The 16,628-nt window shown below is 67.4% G+C and carries 17 protein-coding genes; 5 read left to right on the top strand and 12 right to left on the bottom strand.

The window, feature by feature from the left end; all coding sequences use genetic code 11:
• The first annotated feature begins 11 nt into the window (after nucleotides 1–11).
• Nucleotides 12–2,180, top strand: a complete 2,169-nt coding sequence (locus ORI27_RS07465) for a SpoIIE family protein phosphatase (RefSeq protein WP_265995688.1) — start codon at nucleotides 12–14, stop codon at nucleotides 2,178–2,180.
• Here ORI27_RS07465 and ORI27_RS07470 read toward each other — a convergent pair.
• The 12 genes from ORI27_RS07470 to ORI27_RS07520 form a co-directional block, all read right to left on the bottom strand.
• Entirely contained in the window at nucleotides 2,137–2,868 is a 732-nt protein-coding gene (locus ORI27_RS07470) for a DUF6390 family protein (RefSeq protein WP_265995686.1), read from the bottom strand. The genes ORI27_RS07465 and ORI27_RS07470 overlap by 44 nt on opposite strands.
• The gene (locus ORI27_RS07475) at nucleotides 2,865–3,113 is read right to left on the bottom strand and encodes a HypC/HybG/HupF family hydrogenase formation chaperone (protein WP_265995685.1); all 249 of its coding nucleotides are present in this window, start codon (nucleotides 3,111–3,113) and stop codon (nucleotides 2,865–2,867) included. The genes ORI27_RS07470 and ORI27_RS07475 overlap by 4 nt, the downstream gene beginning before the upstream one ends.
• Nucleotides 3,083–3,610, bottom strand: coding sequence for a hydrogenase maturation protease (locus ORI27_RS07480; protein ID WP_265995684.1), 528 nt, complete (start codon nucleotides 3,608–3,610; stop codon nucleotides 3,083–3,085). The genes ORI27_RS07475 and ORI27_RS07480 overlap by 31 nt, the downstream gene beginning before the upstream one ends.
• Nucleotides 3,611–3,617: 7 nt before the next feature.
• Nucleotides 3,618–3,737, bottom strand: a complete 120-nt coding sequence (locus tag ORI27_RS33100; protein ID WP_407666228.1) for a DUF6893 family small protein — start codon at nucleotides 3,735–3,737, stop codon at nucleotides 3,618–3,620.
• Entirely contained in the window at nucleotides 3,725–5,083 is a 1,359-nt protein-coding gene (locus ORI27_RS07485) for a hypothetical protein (RefSeq protein ID WP_265995683.1), read from the bottom strand. The genes ORI27_RS33100 and ORI27_RS07485 overlap by 13 nt, the downstream gene beginning before the upstream one ends.
• Nucleotides 5,080–5,754, bottom strand: coding sequence for a DUF6084 family protein (locus ORI27_RS07490; RefSeq protein WP_265995681.1), 675 nt, complete (start codon nucleotides 5,752–5,754; stop codon nucleotides 5,080–5,082). Before ORI27_RS07490 ends, ORI27_RS07485 begins: the two co-directional genes overlap by 4 nt.
• Entirely contained in the window at nucleotides 5,751–6,407 is a 657-nt protein-coding gene (locus ORI27_RS07495) for a DUF5947 family protein (protein ID WP_265995679.1), read from the bottom strand. Before ORI27_RS07495 ends, ORI27_RS07490 begins: the two co-directional genes overlap by 4 nt.
• Entirely contained in the window at nucleotides 6,404–7,276 is an 873-nt protein-coding gene (locus ORI27_RS07500; RefSeq protein ID WP_265995678.1) for a NifU family protein, read from the bottom strand. The genes ORI27_RS07495 and ORI27_RS07500 overlap by 4 nt, the downstream gene beginning before the upstream one ends.
• 3 nt (nucleotides 7,277–7,279) lie before the next feature.
• Nucleotides 7,280–9,076: a nickel-dependent hydrogenase large subunit gene (locus tag ORI27_RS07505; protein ID WP_265995677.1), complete on the bottom strand. Its 1,797-nt coding sequence runs from the start codon at nucleotides 9,074–9,076 to the stop codon at nucleotides 7,280–7,282.
• 26 nt (nucleotides 9,077–9,102) lie between these two features.
• Nucleotides 9,103–10,158 carry an NADH-quinone oxidoreductase subunit B family protein gene (locus tag ORI27_RS07510; protein WP_265995676.1) on the bottom strand — a complete coding sequence of 352 codons (1,056 nt, stop codon included), beginning with the start codon at nucleotides 10,156–10,158 and terminating at the stop codon, nucleotides 9,103–9,105.
• Between the two features lie 167 nt (nucleotides 10,159–10,325).
• Nucleotides 10,326–11,093, bottom strand: a complete 768-nt coding sequence (gene hypB, locus ORI27_RS07515) for a hydrogenase nickel incorporation protein HypB (RefSeq protein ID WP_265995675.1) — start codon at nucleotides 11,091–11,093, stop codon at nucleotides 10,326–10,328.
• Nucleotides 11,094–11,116: 23 nt separating this feature from the next.
• Nucleotides 11,117–11,452, bottom strand: coding sequence for a hydrogenase maturation nickel metallochaperone HypA (locus ORI27_RS07520; protein ID WP_265996040.1), 336 nt, complete (start codon nucleotides 11,450–11,452; stop codon nucleotides 11,117–11,119).
• Nucleotides 11,453–11,704: 252 nt separating this feature from the next.
• Here ORI27_RS07520 and hypF point away from each other — a divergent pair, with 252 nt between their 5' ends.
• The 4 genes from hypF to hypE are packed head-to-tail and all read left to right on the top strand — an operon-like array spanning nucleotide 11,705 to nucleotide 16,488.
• Complete coding sequence (hypF, locus tag ORI27_RS07525) at nucleotides 11,705–14,038, top strand: carbamoyltransferase HypF (protein ID WP_265995674.1); 2,334 nt, start codon at nucleotides 11,705–11,707, stop codon at nucleotides 14,036–14,038.
• Nucleotides 14,011–14,286: a HypC/HybG/HupF family hydrogenase formation chaperone gene (locus tag ORI27_RS07530; protein ID WP_265995673.1), complete on the top strand. Its 276-nt coding sequence runs from the start codon at nucleotides 14,011–14,013 to the stop codon at nucleotides 14,284–14,286. The genes hypF and ORI27_RS07530 overlap by 28 nt, the downstream gene beginning before the upstream one ends.
• The gene (hypD, locus tag ORI27_RS07535; RefSeq protein ID WP_265995672.1) at nucleotides 14,283–15,389 is read left to right on the top strand and encodes a hydrogenase formation protein HypD; all 1,107 of its coding nucleotides are present in this window, start codon (nucleotides 14,283–14,285) and stop codon (nucleotides 15,387–15,389) included. The genes ORI27_RS07530 and hypD overlap by 4 nt, the downstream gene beginning before the upstream one ends.
• Nucleotides 15,382–16,488 carry a hydrogenase expression/formation protein HypE gene (hypE, locus tag ORI27_RS07540; protein WP_265995671.1) on the top strand — a complete coding sequence of 369 codons (1,107 nt, stop codon included), beginning with the start codon at nucleotides 15,382–15,384 and terminating at the stop codon, nucleotides 16,486–16,488. The genes hypD and hypE overlap by 8 nt, the downstream gene beginning before the upstream one ends.
• The last annotated feature ends 140 nt before the right edge of the window (nucleotides 16,489–16,628 follow it).

Genomic DNA, 16,628 nt, shown 5'->3' on the forward strand with positions numbered 1-16,628 from the left:
GGAAGGCGCGCATGACCGCACCGCGCCGGCGGGACCGAATCGGGTACGCCACGGGATTGTTCGGCTGGGTGGCATTGCCGTATCTGGCCGGCTCGGTGTTGGCCTGGCAGACGTCCGGCGCCGGCATCGGACCGGCGTTCTTCCCGCCGGCCGGGGTGACGGTGGCGGCCATGCTGCTGACCCGGCGGGCGCTGTGGCCGGTGATCGTCGCCGCGGTGGTGGTGGGCGAGCTCGCCGTCGATCTCCGGTACGGGACGGCCCTGACGACTGCCGCCGGCTTCGCGCTGGCCAACTCGGTGGAGCCGCTGGTGGGGGCGTCGTTGGTCCGGTTCTGGTGCAAGGGGCCGCCGGACCTGCGTGAACGCGCCGACCTGGCCCGGTTCGTGGCCGGGGCGATGGTCGTGGGCCCCTTGGCCGGGGGTGTGATCGGCGGGGCGGTCACCGCGGTCGACAGCCACGCCTCGTGGCCGATCGCGACATTGCTCTGGTGGGCCGGCGACGGTGTCGGCGTCCTGATGATCGGTGCGCCGATTCTGCTGTGGCCCTTGCAGTCCCAGCTGTTGCGTGCCCGCAGGCTGGAGACGGTGGTGGTCTTGGGGGCGATGGCGGGGCTGACCGTGGTGTCGTTCCGGCTCGAACTGCCGCCCGCTCTGTTCCTGCTGCCGGTGATGGCGTGGGCGGCTTTGCGACTCGAGATGATCGGAGCCGCGCTTTGTGGCGCGGTACTGGCGTTCACCGCCAACATCATGGCCAACGCCGGATACGCGACTTTCGAGAGTCTGGACCTGCACGCGCCGGGCCAGCTGGCGATCGCGCAGGCATTCATAGCCGTCGTGGTGCTGGTCGCCATGTTGACCGCACAGGAGGCCGCCGGCCGGGTCACCGCGGTCAGGCAGCGCCAGGCCGAACGGCGCGAGCGGGCCCGGCTGGAGACTCTCGCCAACCTCGGCCGGCTGCTCTCTGGTGCGTTCACCCAGAATCAGATCGGCGATGCGGTGGTCGGACAGGTGATCAACGACGCGGGCGCGCAAGCGCTCACCGTGGGATTGGTCAACGACGAGGGCACCGCGCTGGAGTGGGTGGCGATGGGTGGGTACCCGGAGTCCGTGGTCGAGCAGTTCGCCGGTGGTCTGGCGTTGGATGAGTGCGCGGCGGCTACCGATGCGGTCCGCACCGGCCAGCCGGTGGTGATCCGGACGATCGCCGAGTATCGCCGGCGATACCCCGACAATGCCAGGTGGATGATGGCCAGCGGAGGCGCGGCGGTGGTGAGCTGGCCGCTGACAGTGGGTGGCAAAGCGATCGGGGTGCTGGTGCTGGCGTGGTCGGACCCGCAGCCCTTGGACACCGCTCAGCTCGCGTACACCTCGGCGGTGGCCACGATGATCGGTCAGGCGTTGGTGCGTGCGCGGGTGTACGCCGACGAACACGCCCGCGCGGCGGTGTTGCAGGCGGCGGTGTTGCCGACCAGCCCGGCGCCGATCGACAGGGTGGACGTCGGGGTGAGTTACGAACCCGCCGATGTGGTGCAAGGACTCGGCGGTGACTGGTACGACGCCCTCGAATTGCCGCACGGGCGGATGTACTTGGCCGTCGGCGACGTCGTGGGACACGGACTTCCCGCCGTCGAGGACATGGCGCAGCTGCGCAGCGCCGGGCGCGCCGTGGCCCTGCAGGGCCTGCCACCCGCGCGGCTGCTCGCCGAGCTCAACACCTTCACCCGCCACGCGAGCAACGGCAAGTTCGCCACGATGGGTGTGGCCGTGCTGGATCCGGTCTCGGCTGTGCTGGCCTACGCATCGGCCGGGCACCCGCCGCCATTGCTGCGGCGGTCGGCAACCGGGGAGGTGATCCGTCTCGGTGGTGCGCACGGCCCAGTCCTGGGTCCGGTCGACCGCGCGTCCTATGGTGAAGGCGACGTTCAGGTCAGTGAGGGCGACATCCTCGTCATGTACACCGACGGTCTCATCGAGCGGCGCGGCCAGGATATCGAATCCGGAATCACGCGCGTGCAGCGCCTGGTTGCCAAGTGGAGCGGCGACGAGGCACTCCTTCCGGCCTGTCGGGAGCTCACCCAGATCCTGGCGCCGCCGCCCCGCGATGACGATGTCTGCGTGGTCGCGGTGCGTTTCGGCGCTATCGGCGGGCCGCGTTCACCAGATCCAGCGTCGAGGAGGTAGCCGCCGCCAGCGCGGCGGTCTCGTCGGCATCGAGTCGTCCGCACACCCAATCCCAGTGGGCGGCAACGGTATCACCCGGGGCCGGCGGTGGAGCCAGCGTGACTCCGTCCCGGCGCCAACGCACCGTCTCCGGCGCCTGTTCGCCGAGGCGTAGCATGCCGCCGTCGAACGTCAGGGCTCGGGACACCATCACGATCTGTTCGTCGCCGACCGAATCGACGACGCCCCAACGGATCCGGCAGTCCTGCAGAATGCGCAGTGGTGTGGTCGGGTCGGCGTCGAGGAACCGCACCCACGGGTATACGACGAATACGTGAAAGCTGTGGTGCGCCAGGCCATGTCCGTCGAGTTCATCGAGTAGGCCGGTGGGCTGCCGGGCGAAGGCTTGCCGCAGCCTCGTCCTGAGCGTGCCCGCATCGACGTCGCTCAGCAGTGGGCCGCCCACCCAGTAGGTCCGCACCACCTCCGCGTCCAGCGGATCGTCAGTACCGGCCGCGGCGGCGATCTCCTCCAGGTAGGGCCAGGCTCCGTCGAAACCCCGCGCATGTCCGGCGACCTCATTTCGCCCGTGGCCGGACAGCAGCACGGAGGCGTCGGGTGGGCCACAGTAGCCCAACTCGTTGGACGGAAAGGCGAAGCGGGCGAACAACTCCCATCCGGTCTCCTTCGAGCGGACCTGGCTCGTCATGGGGCCTCGTCGAGTCCGCTGCCCATCAGTCGAAGGCCGGCCAGCGCCGCTTCCGCGCCCTGGGCGTCGGTCTTCTCGACCACGAAACCCATGTGAATGATCACCCAATCGCCCGGGGCGAAAGTCTCCTCGGGCAGCATGCCCACGTTGACCCGGCGGTGTTCTCCGGCGACGTCGACCAGGGCCAGCTGCCCTCCGTAGCCTTCGACCGAGCTCACCACCCGGCCGGGTATGCCCAGGCACATTGCTTCATACCTCCTTGCGCCGTGAGTGTTTCGCGCACCGCGGCCACCGCCGTCCGAACCGCCCGGACCGCCTCGGGCACGGCCGCGCGCACCGGCTCGCTCAGACCGATACCGTCTTCGGTTTCGGCGACCTCACACCCGACGACCACGGTGGGCGGTGCGGTCCCGCCCAGTGCCCTCAGGCTGGCGAAAACGGTCCCGGGATCCATGCCGTGGGCATCCAATGCGGCGGTGGCGCTGAGTGACTCCAGATCGGCGACGAATACGTGCAGGGTTCCCGGCGACCCACGGTCGGGTAGGGCATCGACGAGCACCAGCGCCCCCCATGGGTCGAGCAGGTCATAGGCCAGGTGCATGCCGCCGATGCCATAGTCGATGACCCGCACATCCGGGGATGGGCCGAAGGTCTCGCCCAGCGCGCGGATCACATCGGACCCGAAGCCGTCGTCGCCGAGAAAGATGTTCCCGATCCCGGCGACCAGAATGCTTGTCTGCATCGGATCGCTACATATGCCGGATCCGCAGGTAGCGCTGGACGTCCGGGATGGACCGGACTCCGACCACCACGCCGGCCACCACGACGACCGCCACGATACTCGTGGCGATCCAGCCTACGACTGCCATGTTGAACTCCTTTCTGGGCTTGACGATTCCGGGTCGAGCGGCTCGACCTCGTCGGGCGCGAAGTACAGATAGCGGCCGTACCAATCGTGAAGATCGGCGGCCGGGTCATCCTCGACGACAACAGCGACATGGGTGTTTCCGTCGACGTCCGCGTGAACGGAGGTCACCCGCGCGGTCCTGCCCGCCACGAAGATGTCCTGTGCATCGGCGCGGCGATTGGGTTGCAGCCGGACTCGGCTCCCGCGCGCCACCCGAACCCCGTCGATGAGCACCGCGTCGACCTCGGGACGGACTTCGGTGTCCGCCGACGGATCCCACCAGTCGACACCATCGGGTATGTCGGGGATCAGCCCCGCGGGTGTGGTGGTCTCGGCCCGCGGGTCGCGGAGCACGCCGTGCAGCCGCTGCATCGCGTCCGGTGACATCGCGTCGCAGCGCGCAATGATCGCCGCGGCCCGCGGATCGGTCGCCCGCGCCTGCGCCTTCTCCTCGTCGGTCATCGTCATCACCCGCAGGGTGAGGATCTCGTCGATCTCTGTCGAGTCGAAGAGGTCGCCCTCGCTCTGTTCGGCGACCTCCGGATGGTCGTAGAGGATGATCGGGGAGACCAGCAGAAGGTGATCCTCGCCCGGGGCGCCGGCCAGGACCGGGAAGCAACGGTTGTGCCGGCAGGCCGCGGCTGCGGCTGCCGCGGCCGGTGGGGGTTCGAGCAGTGAGACGAACCGGCCGCCGGAGATCTCGGCGATGACATGTGTGCCGATCAGCGAACCGGCGATGGCCTCTGCCGGCCGGGTCGAAGCCGGACCGGTGTTGACGATCGTGAGGCTCACCCGGTCCAGGCCGTCGACACCGTCCACGTCGACGGTCACCGCGCCGTGCAATTCGCGCCGGGTGCGTACCAGGCGGCCGCCGTCGACATCCTCGACCGAGGTGCCGCCAGGCACCGTCAACGGCCATGACCACGACCGACGGGCACTGTCGAGATCGACTGGTCCGAAGGTGATCTCGCACTCGACCGCCTCGTCCCAGCTCAACCACCGGGCGCCGGGTGTCACGAGTTCGTCAACGGGAACCCAGTCCCGCTCGTCGCGACGTTCGGCCTGACGGTGTTGCAATTGCAGGAACCGCACGACGAGCGTGAGCGAGCCGCCGTCCGCGACGAGGAACTGGGTATCCAGCGATGTTTCCTCGCCGATTCCGGCGGCGGCGGCGCCGGCAGGACCGAGAACACCGAACTGCCAGCGGCACTGATTCTTTCGAGACGACGCCCGGTAGGGGTAGAGCAGATACCCCTCGTAGAGCACCGCGTCGGCGATGGTGCGGGCGCGGTCCCAGCCCGCGGTCATGGCTTGTCCCGGCCGGATCCGTTGGTGCACAGCGTGGTCTGATTGGCGGTCTCCAGTAGCGCGCCGACTGCCTCGTCCACCGTGAGCAGGCCGTACCGCGATTTGAAGGAGCACAGCTCGGCGATGGTGTCGTGGGATAGCCGCACCCATCCCGATTCGGGGTAGTGCTGCTGCATGAGGGTGCGCCACACGGCGACTGGCATGTCGAAGGAGTCTTCACACTCCCAGGAGACCTGACGCACCGCGAGGGTCTGCCGGCCGGCATCGAAAATCGTCCCGCTGAACAGGAATTGCAGTGGGATCGCGCCGTCGCGCAGGGCGTGGAAATACTTGGTACCGGCGACCTCGATGTCATAGGTGCAGGGCAGGGGCAACGTCACCCGGGTGGTGCCCTCAAAACCCGGCACCATGGCAGCCGAGTGCAGCCACAGAAAGCTGCGCTGGGTGGCCGCCCAGCGGTCACGGGGACCGAACAGGTCGAGCAGCCCGGCCGCTTCCTCGTCGGTGTAGGAGCGGCGCTGCGGCTCGATGCGGACCTGGCAGCGCAGGGCGATGGCCCGGATCTGTGCATTGCCGGAAGCCTCGATGCCGATCTCGGCAGCCAGGACCGGAGTCGCCGCATAAGGTTCCGGCGTCACGTCAAGTACGTGAAACGTCACGTCGGCGGTCATGGCAGTTGCACCACGCTGCGCTCGGCGACCCGTGCGAAGAAGCCCTCGATGAACTGTCGCGCCTGGGTCCCGCCGTCGAACCCCCGCCACAGCAGACGAAGTCCGCCGACGAATTCGTAGCAGGCGTCGATGGGGACGAGGAAGCATTCCGGAGCCGGAAGGCCGGCGACATCAGACACCGGAGCCGCGTCGTCGGGGACCCGGACCAACAACGCTTCGACGTCGTCGGCGAGCAGGCCCACCCGCGGATCGCAGCTGACCGCCGCCCAGGCGGCCATGTCCAACTCGGATTCGGTCGCCCCGGCAGGCCCTGGGTAGAACGCCACGGTGCGGTCCAGCCCGGAGTTGTGGAAGAAGAACGCGAAACCCACCGGGATCTGGAGTGCCTCCCACTCCCTGCGGCCGAGTGCGAAATCGGGAAAAGACAGGTAACGGTCGGGCACCGCGCGGTAGCGCAGCACCGCGTCGGAGTCGGTGAACAGCAGATAGCAGCCCCGGCAGACGCACATCAGCTGGCGCGCGCCGACGTTCACGACGTGTTGATGCTCGTCGGCGATGGGGTCGGCACACATCTCGCACCGTTCGGTCGCCGAATCCGACGGCGGGCGCGCGGTGCGGATCTTGGCCAGAACGTCCAGCGGCGATGTGGTCATGCCGGGGCTCCGATCGTTTCATCGGCGAGCGCCAGCGACAGCACTCCATCGCGCGTCAGCACCGGTACGGGTTCGAGATGTTCTCCGGTTCCCGCGATTCCGGTGCCGGCGTGGACGACGTCGTAGCGGGCATGGCATCGCTGACAGCGCAGGGTGGACCCGGACAGTGTTGCCCCGGACAGTGATTCCGCGCAGCTGGGACAATGGTCGCGGTAGGCGAATATCTCCTCGCCGGACCGGCAGGCCAGAATGGTGGTGCCGTCGATCGTGAAACCGGCCACCTCGCCGGGCACCAATTCGGCGAGTTCGGGCACCGGGTGCCAGGTGGGTCGGTGGTGGGGGGCGTCCTGCACCCGGGACATCAGCGATTCCGCCGGGATGACCGTGGCGTCGGCGGGCTGGTCGGCGGGCACGATCTCGATGGCGGTGATTTCCGGCGCGGCCGCTCGGACGGCGTCCTGCACCGCCAGTTCGAGGGTCACTGCCGACGACGGGCAACTCTTGCAGCTGCCTGAAAAGGCAAGCCGCACAACTCTATTACGGATCTCTACCAGCCGCACGTCACCGCCGTGCGACCCGAGGTAGGGTCGGACCGTCTCGAGAGCGTGCGACACCCGCCGGGTCACGTCGTGTGGGTGCAGGCCGTGCACCAGAAGCAGGCTGGCGACCAGGTCGTCGGTCACCAGCCTGTTCCTCGCAGCGTCGTCGAGCAGATCCACGGCGCGGGTCAGTGCCGCGCCGTACAGGTCGACCACCTCGCGCACCAGCTGCTCGGCGCGCGCCGCGGCGACCGGCCCGCCGACCGCGCTGGCGTCGAGCAGGCTCTGTATCCGCTCACCTGCCGATCGCCAGTGCGAGTCTGCGTCCACCCGTCACTCCCCGGTCAGCGACTGTGTCGGGGTATGCAGCTTGTCCAGGGACTTACCCTCGCCGAGATACATGTGCACCCCGCACGGCAGGCACGGGTCGAAACTGCGGACGGTGCGCATGATGTCGATGCCCTTGAAATTCTCCCGGTCGTTCTCCTCGAAGATCGGCTGACCCTGTACGGCGTCTTCGTAAGGACCGGGTGTCCCGTAGCTGTCGCGTGGGTTGGCGTTCCAGGGTGTTGGGGGATAAGGGTGATAGTTGGCGATCTTGCCGTCCCGAATCACCATGTGGTGGCTCAGCACACCGCGCACCGCCTCGGTGAAGCCGCACCCGATGCCCTCGTCGGGGACGTCGAACTTCTCCCAGGTCTTCGTCCGCCCGGCCCGGATCTCGACCAGGGCCTTCTCCGCGAAGTGCAGTGCGCACGCCGCGGCGTAGGCCTGGAAGTAGGTGCGGGCCCGGTTGCGTTCGATGGTGTTGCTGCCGTGCACCGGGATCTTCCACTCGAACTCGACGGGCCCTTTGAGCGCGGTCTTGGGGAAGTTGATCTGCACACTGTTTCCGGTGGCCTTCACATAGCCGACGTCGACCAGCCCGGCCAGCGCCGTCGACCACAGCCGGGCCAATGGCCCACCGCCGGTGTCGAGGGCCAGATGGTCCGTGCCGTCGAACCAGCGCGGTGACATCACCCAGCTGTAGTTCTCGTCGAAGTCGCGCTTCTGCGGGCGGGGGTTGGTGTGCTGATTCCATGGGTGACGACGATCCACCGGGTTGCCCAGCGGATCGGTCTTGACGAACATCTCCTGGTCGTTCCAGTCGTCATAGTAGGAGTGCCCCAACAGGATTCGGATGCCGAGGTTGATATCCACCAGCGACGTGGTGACCAGCTTGCCGTCTACCACCACGCCGGGGGTGACGAACATCGCCCGGCCCCAGTCCGCCATGTCCCGGTAGGAGAAGTTGCACACCTCGGGATCCTGGAACGAGCCCCAACAGCCCAGCAGGGTGCGGCGCAGGCCGACCTTCTCGTAGCCCGGCAGGGCTTCGTAGAAGAAGTCGAACAGGTCGTCGTGCATCGGCACGACCTTCTTCATGAACTCGACGTAGCGCATCAGCCGGGTCATGTAGTCGGTCATCAACTGGATGGTGGCCGTCGTCCCGATCCCACCCGGATACAGCGTCGAGGGGTGCACGTGCCTGCCCTCCATCAGGCAGAACATCTCCCGGGTATAGCGGCTGACCTGCAAGGCCTCCCGGTAGAACTCTCCGGTGAACGGGTTCAGCGCTCGCATGATGTCGGCGATGGTGCGGTGACCGTGCATGTCTGCGTGCGGGGCAGCGGTATTCTCGGCCTTGGCCAGCACGCTCGGATTGGTCTCGGAGACCATCTTCTCGCAGTAGTCGACGCCGACCAGGTTCTCCTGAAAGATGTTGTGGTCGAACATGTATTCCGCCGCCTCGCCGAGGTTGATCAGCCATTCGCCGAGGTGCGGCGGCTGGACCCCGTAGGCCATGTTCTGCGTGTAGCACGAGCAGGTGGCGTGATTGTCGCCGCAGATGCCGCAGATCCGACTGGTGATGAAATGCGCGTCCCGCGGGTCCTTGCCCTTCATGAATAGCGAGTAGCCGCGGAAGATCGACGACGTGCTGTGGCACTCGACGACTTCGCGGTTCTCGAAGTCGATCTTGGTGTAGATGCCGAGGCTGCCGACGATCCGGGTGATGGGGTCCCATGCCATTTCGACGAGGGCGCCCGGTTCGTTCTTCATCTGCGACGGCTCAGGAATGATCGTTGTCATCGAACAACTACCTTCGATTGGGGTGGTTACCAGGTGCGCCGGGCACCGGTAGTGAGGTCTTTGCCTTTGTGCCGCCAGCGCGGCTCCTTGTCGACGGTGCGGCCGGTGATCTCACGCAGATTGCGAATCACCGATCCGTAGAGCCCGGACGCGGTGGTGGACAACTTTCCGCCCGGTGGCTCGTCCATGAACGGCATGAATTTGTCCGGGAATCCCGGCATCGTGCATCCGATGCAGATGCCGCCGACATTCGGACATCCACCGACCCCGTTGATCCAGCCACGTTTGGGTACATTGCATTTCACGACCGGGCCCCAGCATCCAAGCTTGACGATGCACTTCGGCGATCCGTACTCGGTGGCGAAATCGCCCTGTTCGTAGTAGCCGGCCCGATCGCACCCCTCGTGAACGGTCTTGCCGAACAGCCATTGTGGTCGCAGCGCGTCGTCGAGCGGGATCATCGGCGCCTGGTCGGTGGCCATGTAGAGCAGGTAGGTCAGTGTCTCGGAGAGATTGTCGGGATGAATCGGGCAGCCCGGCACGCAGACGATGGGGATTCCGGCCTTGCTCTTCCAGTCCCAGCCCAGGTAGTCCGGAACTCCCATTGCGCCGGTCGGATTTCCCGCCATCGCGTGGATGCCGCCATAGGCGGCGCAGGTCCCCACCGCTACCACCGCGGTGGCCTTGGGCGTCAGCCTGTCCAGCCACGCGCTGGTGGTCATCGGCTGACCGGTCGCCGGGTCGTTGCCGAACCCGCACCAGTACCCTTCGGCATGCAGCTGTTCGTTGGGGATCGACCCTTCGACGACCAGCACGAACGGGTCCAACTCGCCGCGGTCGGCGCGGAAGAACCATTCGAGGAAATCGTCGGCACCCCCGCTGGGGCCGCATTCGAAGTCGATCAGCGGCCAGTGCACCGCTACTTGGGGGAGGCCCGGTAGCGCGCCGAGGGCGATCTCCTCGACACTGGGTTGGGTGGCGGCAGTCAACGCCACCGAATCACCGTCGCAACTGAGGCCCGCATTGATCCACAGAACGTGGATCAGGGTTTCTTCTGCTTTGACTGCTGCTTCCGTCGGCATGTTCGCAGCTTCCCGGGACGGGAGCTAACCGTCCCTGACGCCGTCGGAGTCGACCGTCGGCCCTCTTGCACGGCGCTGTTTCTCGGTCTACTCCCCGGCGCGGAGCGTTGTCAACGCTTGCCGATTTGCGCGCGAATAAACTCAATGAATGCTGAGAGTTTTCGAGCTCAATCAGCTGCGCCGCTGGCGAATTTGCGAAGCCAATCGAACCAATCGGCCATGCCCTCGCCGGTGCGAGCACTGACCGGCAGGATCGTGGCCGCGGGATTCACGTCCCGCACCCTGGCCACGTAGGTTTCGACGTCGACGTCGAGGTGGGGCACCAGGTCGATCTTGTTCAACAACACGACGTCGACCGAGCGGAACATCACCGGATATTTCAGCGGCTTGTCCTCACCCTCGGTCACCGAGTACACCATCGCCTTGGCGTGCTCGCCGACGTCGAACTCGGCGGGGCACACCAGGTTCCCGACGTTCTCGATGATCACCAGATCCAGGGCGCGCAGGTCCAGGCCCTGCAGCGCGCGGTTGACCATCGGAGCGTCCAGGTGACACTCACCGCCGAAGCCATTGTTGGTGTTCAGCAACGAGATCTGGGCGCCGCGACCGCCGAGCTTGGCAGCGTCCAGATCGGTGGCGATGTCGCCTTCGATCACGCCGACGGCGAGGTCGCCGGCGATCTCGTCGAGTGTGGCGGCCAGCACCGTCGTCTTGCCCGAGCCCGGTGAGCTCATCAGGTTCAACGCCCGGATCCCATTGCTCTCGAAGGCGGCCCGATTGATATCGGCCCGGGTGTCGTTCTCGGCGAAGATGGCCTCGAGCACTTCGATGCGCTCGGGGCCGGTGCCGTAACCGGAATGGTCGCCATGGTCGTGGTCGTGGTCGTGGTCGTGGTCGTGCACCGTGCCGTCGTCGTGGCGATGAAACCTACCCATGCTGAATACCTTTCACATCCCGGTCAGGTCACGTCGAGCGAGGTGACCAGGAACTCGTTGCCGCGAACCACCTCGACGTCGGTGCTCTCACACTTCGGGCAGCACACCGTCCACCGGGAGGTGATCTCGGAATGCTGACCGCAGCTGCGGCAGTCCACCTCGGCGGCGACGAACTCGAGCTCCAACTCGGCCTCGGGCATGCTCTCGTGGTCGCGGACCAGAGTCCAGCAGAACGACAGCGATTCGGGCACCACCTGTCGCAGCGCCCCGATCTGGACCCGGACAACATCGACGCGGCGGCCGGCGGCGTAGGGCTTCACCACTCCGGCGATCGCGTGGCACAGCGACAGTTCGTGCACTGTTGTCATTCTCTCCGAGTCGGGCAGTCCTGCACCTTACAGCGCTGCGCTGGTGCAGCCGAGAGCATTCTGGACGGAAAAACGCAGACTTTCGTTGCGAAATTGCGATTGTGGAGGTGGCACGGCGGGACTAGCGTTGACGACACCGACCTGCGCGGACAGCCCACCGACGCGGGTGGCCGTTTTCTGCTCAGGAGGTTCATGAGCACATTTCTACCCCTGCGTCCGGCGGGCTGAGGCGAAGGCGACCCGATGACGGTGCGCGTGCGTCTCGACATCACCGGTGTGGTGCAGGGCGTCGGGTTTCGCCCGGCGGTCGCGCGGATCGCTGCCGAATACTCACTCGGTGGATTGGTGTACAACGACGCCGGGTCGGTTCACTGCGAGTTGGAAGGCCCCATTGTCGACGTGGAATCGGCGATCGCGGCGATCCGGCTCCGCCCGCCGCCGATGGCGCGTATCGATACCTTCCGCAGTCACCGACTGGAGCCCAACGGCGCCAACGGGTTTGAAATAATCGGCAGTCGTACCGGCGATGACTCGCGAACGTTGGTGCCGCCTGATATCGCGATCTGCGCGGACTGCCTGCGCGAAATGCGCGACCCCACAGACCGCCGCTACGGCCACGCGTTCATCACCTGTACCAACTGCGGGCCGCGCTACACGGTGATCACCGATCTGCCCTATGACCGGCCGACGACCACGATGGCCCGGTTCCCGATGTGCCCGGCGTGCACCGCCGAATATCACGACCCCGCTGATCGCCGCTACCACGCCCAGACCATCGCATGCCCGGACTGCGGGCCGCGGCTGCGCTGGCAGCGCTGGGGCGGGGAACCGGAAACCGAGGACCCGATCGGCGCGGCGGCGGCCGCCCTGCGGGCCGGGCGCATCGTCGCGGTCAAGGGGATCGGCGGCTTCCATCTGGCTTGCCGCGCCGACGACGCGTCGGTCGTCGCTGAGCTGCGCCGCCGCAAGAGCCGGCCGGCCAAGCCGTTCGCGGTCATGGTCGCCGACCTCGCCGCTGCCCGCGCCATCGCGGTGGTCGACGACGCCGCTGCCGCCTTGACCTCGCCGTCGGCGCCGATCGTGCTGGCGGCCCGGCGCGGCGATGCGGTCGCCGACGAGGTGGCGCCGGGGCTGGCCGACCTGGGCGTCATGCTCGCCTACTCCCCGGTGCACCATCAGCTGTTCGATCGGCTCGGCTCGATGACCTTGGTGATGACCTCGGCGAACCAGGGCGGATCACCCATCGTGTTCCGCGATGAGGATCTGCCCTGGATCGAGGGCCTGGCCGACGCGGTGCTCACCCACGACCGGCCGATCCACGTGCCGTGCGAGGACTCGGTGGTGACGATCGACGACAGTGGTGCCCAGTTGCCGCTGCGCCGCTCGCGGGGATACGCCCCGCTACCGGTGTCGGTGTCGGTGCCGGGCCGGCCGACCGAGCGCGTCATCCTCGCCACCGGCGGAGACCTGAAAACCACCTTCTGCCTGATGGGTGCGGACGGCCATGCCCACATGTCCGCCCATCTGGGCGACATGGCCGACCCACGTACCCAGAGCTGCTTCGAAGCGGCCCTGGAGCACCTGGCCTTCATGACCGACCGCACGCCCGACGTGATCGCTCGCGACATGCACCCCGGCTACGCCACCACCGCGTGGGCGGGCCGATACGCCCTGGGCCGCCCGGTCGTCGCGGTCCAGCACCACCACGCCCACGCCGTCTCGCTGCTCGCCGAGCACCACAGGCTGGGCACGCCCGTCATCGCTGTCACCTACGACGGCACCGGCTACGGCACCGACGGCACGATCTGGGGTGGGGAGCTTTTGGCGGTCACCGACACCGCCCGCTTCACCCGGGTCGGCCACCTGAGGGCGTTCGCCCTGCCCGGAGGAGACGGCGCCGTCCGCCAGCCCGCCCGTATCGCGCTGGACCTACTGCATCGCGCCGGCGTCGGCTGGGGCGCCGACCTGCCGCCGGTGGCCGCACTCGACGAGACCGCGCTGCACATCCTGCGCCAGCAGATCCCACGCGGATTGGGCTGCGTCCCCACCACCAGCATGGGCCGGCTCTTCGATGCGGTCGCAAGCTTGCTCGGGGTCTGCCAAGAGGTCACCTACGAAGGGCAGGCCGCCGTCGAACTGGAGCACCTGGCCCGGCGCGGACGGCCGAGCGACCTGGATTTCAGCGTCGCCGGCGGTGTTCTGGACCCCGCGCCGCTGATCGCCGGCATCGTCGAGGGCTTGCGCCGCGGAACGCCGGTCGCCGACCTGGCCGCCGGCTTCCACCACGCGGTGATCCGCGCCACCGCGGCGGTGGCTACCGAGTGCGCGCTGGCCGCCGGTATCACGACCATCGGGCTGACCGGTGGAGTGTTCGCCAATCGTTTTTTGCTGCAGGGCCTTCGGGCGGTGCTCGGTGAGCGCGGTTTCGAGGTCCTCAGTCATCGGACTGTGCCATGCAATGACGGGGGTCTGGCGCTCGGCCAGGCCGCCATCGCCGCCGCGACGTTGATCGACGCGGAACCGGCGGCCATATCGGAAAGGAACGGCATATGTGCCTCGGAATCCCCGGCAAGGTGATCGAGATCTGGGAAGAAGCCGGAACCCGGATGTCGACCGTCGACTTCGGCGGCACCACCAAGACGGTATGCCTGGCGTATCTACCGGACATGGAGATCGGCGAATACACCATCGTCCATGCGGGTTTCGCGATCACTCGGCTTGATGAGGCCTCGGCCAACGAAACACTGAAGATGTTCGAAGAACTCGGCGTCCTGGATGAAGAACTGGGCGGTACCGAGGTGCAGGGCAGGAGGGAACCGGCATGAAGTATCTCGACGAATTCCGCGACCCGGCGGCCGCCAAGAACCTGGTCGATGCGATCCAGCGGCGAGCCACTCGAACCTGGACCATCATGGAAGTCTGTGGTGGGCAGACACATTCGATCATCCGCAACGGTATCGACCAGCTGCTCGACGGCGCCGTCGAGTTCATCCACGGGCCGGGTTGCCCGGTGTGCGTCACCCCGCTGGAGATGATCGACCGTGCACTGGAGATCGCCGCCCGCGACGATGTCATCTTCTGCTCGTTCGGCGACATGCTGCGAGTGCCCGGCAGCCGGCACGACCTGTTCAGCGTGCGCGCCCGTGGCGGGGACGTGCGCATCGTCTACTCGCCGTTGGACGCCACCCGGATCGCCGCCGAGAACCCCGACAAACAGGTGGTGTTCTTCGGCGTCGGATTCGAGACCACCGCACCGGCCAACGCGATGTCGGTGCTGCACGCCCAACGGCTGGGCCTGACCAATTTCTCGGTGCTCATCTCCCATGTGCTGGTCCCCCCGGCGATGACGGCCATCCTGAGCTCACCGACCAACCGGGTGCAGGGCTTTCTGGCCGCCGGTCACGTGTGCACCGTGATGGGCACCGCGGAGTACGGCCCGCTCGTCGAAAAGTTCAACGTGCCGATCGTGGTGACCGGATTCGAGCCGCTGGACCTGCTCGAAGGTGTCCGTCAGGTGGTCGACCTGCTCGAATCGGGCAAGGTCGAGTTGCGCAACGCCTATCCGCGTGCCGTCAGCGACGCCGGCAACACGGTGGCGCAGCAGGCGCTGGCCGACGTGTTCTCGGTGGTCGACCGGCAGTGGCGGGGGATCGGCATGATTCCCGAATCGGGATGGGCGCTGTCGCCGCGCTACGCCGAGTTCGACGCCGAGCTCAGGTTCGGTGTGGGGCACCTGCAGGTGCAGGAGTCGACCGAGTGTCACAGCGGCGAGGTGCTACAGGGTCTGCTCAAGCCCAACCAATGCCCGGCGTTCGGCACAACCTGCACGCCCCGCACCCCGCTGGGCGCCACCATGGTGTCCAGCGAGGGTGCCTGCGCGGCCTACTACCAGTTCCGGCGGCTCGAGACCACGGCCGCCCATGTCTGATTCGGAGGGCAGGAGCGTAGCGACCCGGGGATTGGTTCCGGTGGGCATCGACCCGTCGGATTGGGTGTGTCCGCTGCCGCTGCGGGAGACCAAGCGGATCGTGCTCGGGCACGGCGGTGGCGGCATCCTGTCCGAGGAGTTGATCGAAAACCTCTTTCTGCCGGCGTTCGGGTCGGCCGGCGGCCCGGCGCGTGATTCAGCGGTGCTGACCGTCGGCGGCGGACGCATCGCGCTGACCACCGATTCCTATGTGGTCAACCCGTTGTTCTTCCCCGGCGGCAACATCGGTGATCTCGCCGTCAACGGCACCATCAACGACCTCGCGTGCAGCGGTGCGCAACCGCTAGGCCTGACAGCGGGTTTCATCATCGAGGAGGGCCTCGAGCTCGAGGTGCTCGGGGCGATTGCCCAGACGATGGGCAAGGCCGCCGCCGAAGCCGGCGTCGGCATCGTGACCGGCGACACCAAGGTCGTCGGAAGAGGGGGTGCGGACGGTCTTTTCGTCAACACCGCCGGTGTCGGGGTGGTGCCCGACGGGGTGCGGATCGGCCCCGAACAGGCCCGACCCGGTGACCACGTCATCGTCTCGGGCAACATCGGGGAGCACGGTGTGGCGATCATGAGCGTGCGCGAAGGAATCGATTTCGGGACGACGGTGACCACCGACAGCGCGCCGCTGCATCAACTGGTGGCCGCGATGCTGGCCGCCGTGCCCGATCCGAACGTCGTCCACGTGCTGCGTGACCCGACCCGCGGCGGGCTGGTCGCGTCGACCGTAGAGATCGCCCGGACGGCCGGGGTCGGCGTCGAACTCGACGAGCACCTCATCCCGGTGCCCGAGACGGTGTCGTCGGCGTGCAGCTTCCTCGGTCTCGATCCGCTGCAGGTGGCCAACGAGGGCAAGCTGGTGGCATTCGTCGACCCCGCCCACAGCGAGGCGGTGCTGGCCGCGATGCGCTCCCGACCCGAAGGAGCCGGGGCGATCGTCATCGGCCGCGCGGTCGCGGAGCACCCGGGCATGGTTGTCGGTCGCACCGCGTTCGGCACCACCCGGGTGATCGAACGTGAGCTGGGCGAACAGCTTCCGAGGATCTGCTGATCGGTGACGGGCACGACCGACCTGATCCGGCGAGCAGCTGTCTGGGGGGCTGCGCCCGGTGGTGGAGGATGAAAATTTGGCCGTGGTGTTCGGCCTGGTGAGGTGCTTGCGTCGCAGACGGGCGGGGTCAACCATGAAGG

The organism is Mycobacterium pinniadriaticum, assembly GCF_026242045.1.
In the GTDB taxonomy this organism is placed as follows: domain Bacteria; phylum Actinomycetota; class Actinomycetes; order Mycobacteriales; family Mycobacteriaceae; genus Mycobacterium; species Mycobacterium pinniadriaticum.

Coding starts and splice junctions, on each gene's coding strand:
- ORI27_RS07505 (WP_265995677.1), bottom strand. CDS start 9,076: ATGACAACGATCATTCCTGAGCCGTCGCAGATGAAGAACGAACCGGGC.
- hypE (WP_265995671.1), top strand. CDS start 15,382: ATGTCTGATTCGGAGGGCAGGAGCGTAGCGACCCGGGGATTGGTTCCG.
- hypB (WP_265995675.1), bottom strand. CDS start 11,093: ATGGGTAGGTTTCATCGCCACGACGACGGCACGGTGCACGACCACGAC.
- ORI27_RS07480 (WP_265995684.1), bottom strand. CDS start 3,610: ATGCAGACAAGCATTCTGGTCGCCGGGATCGGGAACATCTTTCTCGGC.
- ORI27_RS07495 (WP_265995679.1), bottom strand. CDS start 6,407: ATGACCACATCGCCGCTGGACGTTCTGGCCAAGATCCGCACCGCGCGC.
- hypD (WP_265995672.1), top strand. CDS start 14,283: ATGAAGTATCTCGACGAATTCCGCGACCCGGCGGCCGCCAAGAACCTG.
- ORI27_RS07510 (WP_265995676.1), bottom strand. CDS start 10,158: ATGCCGACGGAAGCAGCAGTCAAAGCAGAAGAAACCCTGATCCACGTT.
- hypF (WP_265995674.1), top strand. CDS start 11,705: ATGACGGTGCGCGTGCGTCTCGACATCACCGGTGTGGTGCAGGGCGTC.
- ORI27_RS07470 (WP_265995686.1), bottom strand. CDS start 2,868: ATGACGAGCCAGGTCCGCTCGAAGGAGACCGGATGGGAGTTGTTCGCC.
- ORI27_RS07465 (WP_265995688.1), top strand. CDS start 12: ATGACCGCACCGCGCCGGCGGGACCGAATCGGGTACGCCACGGGATTG.
- ORI27_RS33100 (WP_407666228.1), bottom strand. CDS start 3,737: ATGGCAGTCGTAGGCTGGATCGCCACGAGTATCGTGGCGGTCGTCGTG.
- ORI27_RS07485 (WP_265995683.1), bottom strand. CDS start 5,083: ATGACCGCGGGCTGGGACCGCGCCCGCACCATCGCCGACGCGGTGCTC.
- ORI27_RS07530 (WP_265995673.1), top strand. CDS start 14,011: ATGTGCCTCGGAATCCCCGGCAAGGTGATCGAGATCTGGGAAGAAGCC.
- ORI27_RS07490 (WP_265995681.1), bottom strand. CDS start 5,754: ATGACCGCCGACGTGACGTTTCACGTACTTGACGTGACGCCGGAACCT.
- ORI27_RS07475 (WP_265995685.1), bottom strand. CDS start 3,113: ATGTGCCTGGGCATACCCGGCCGGGTGGTGAGCTCGGTCGAAGGCTAC.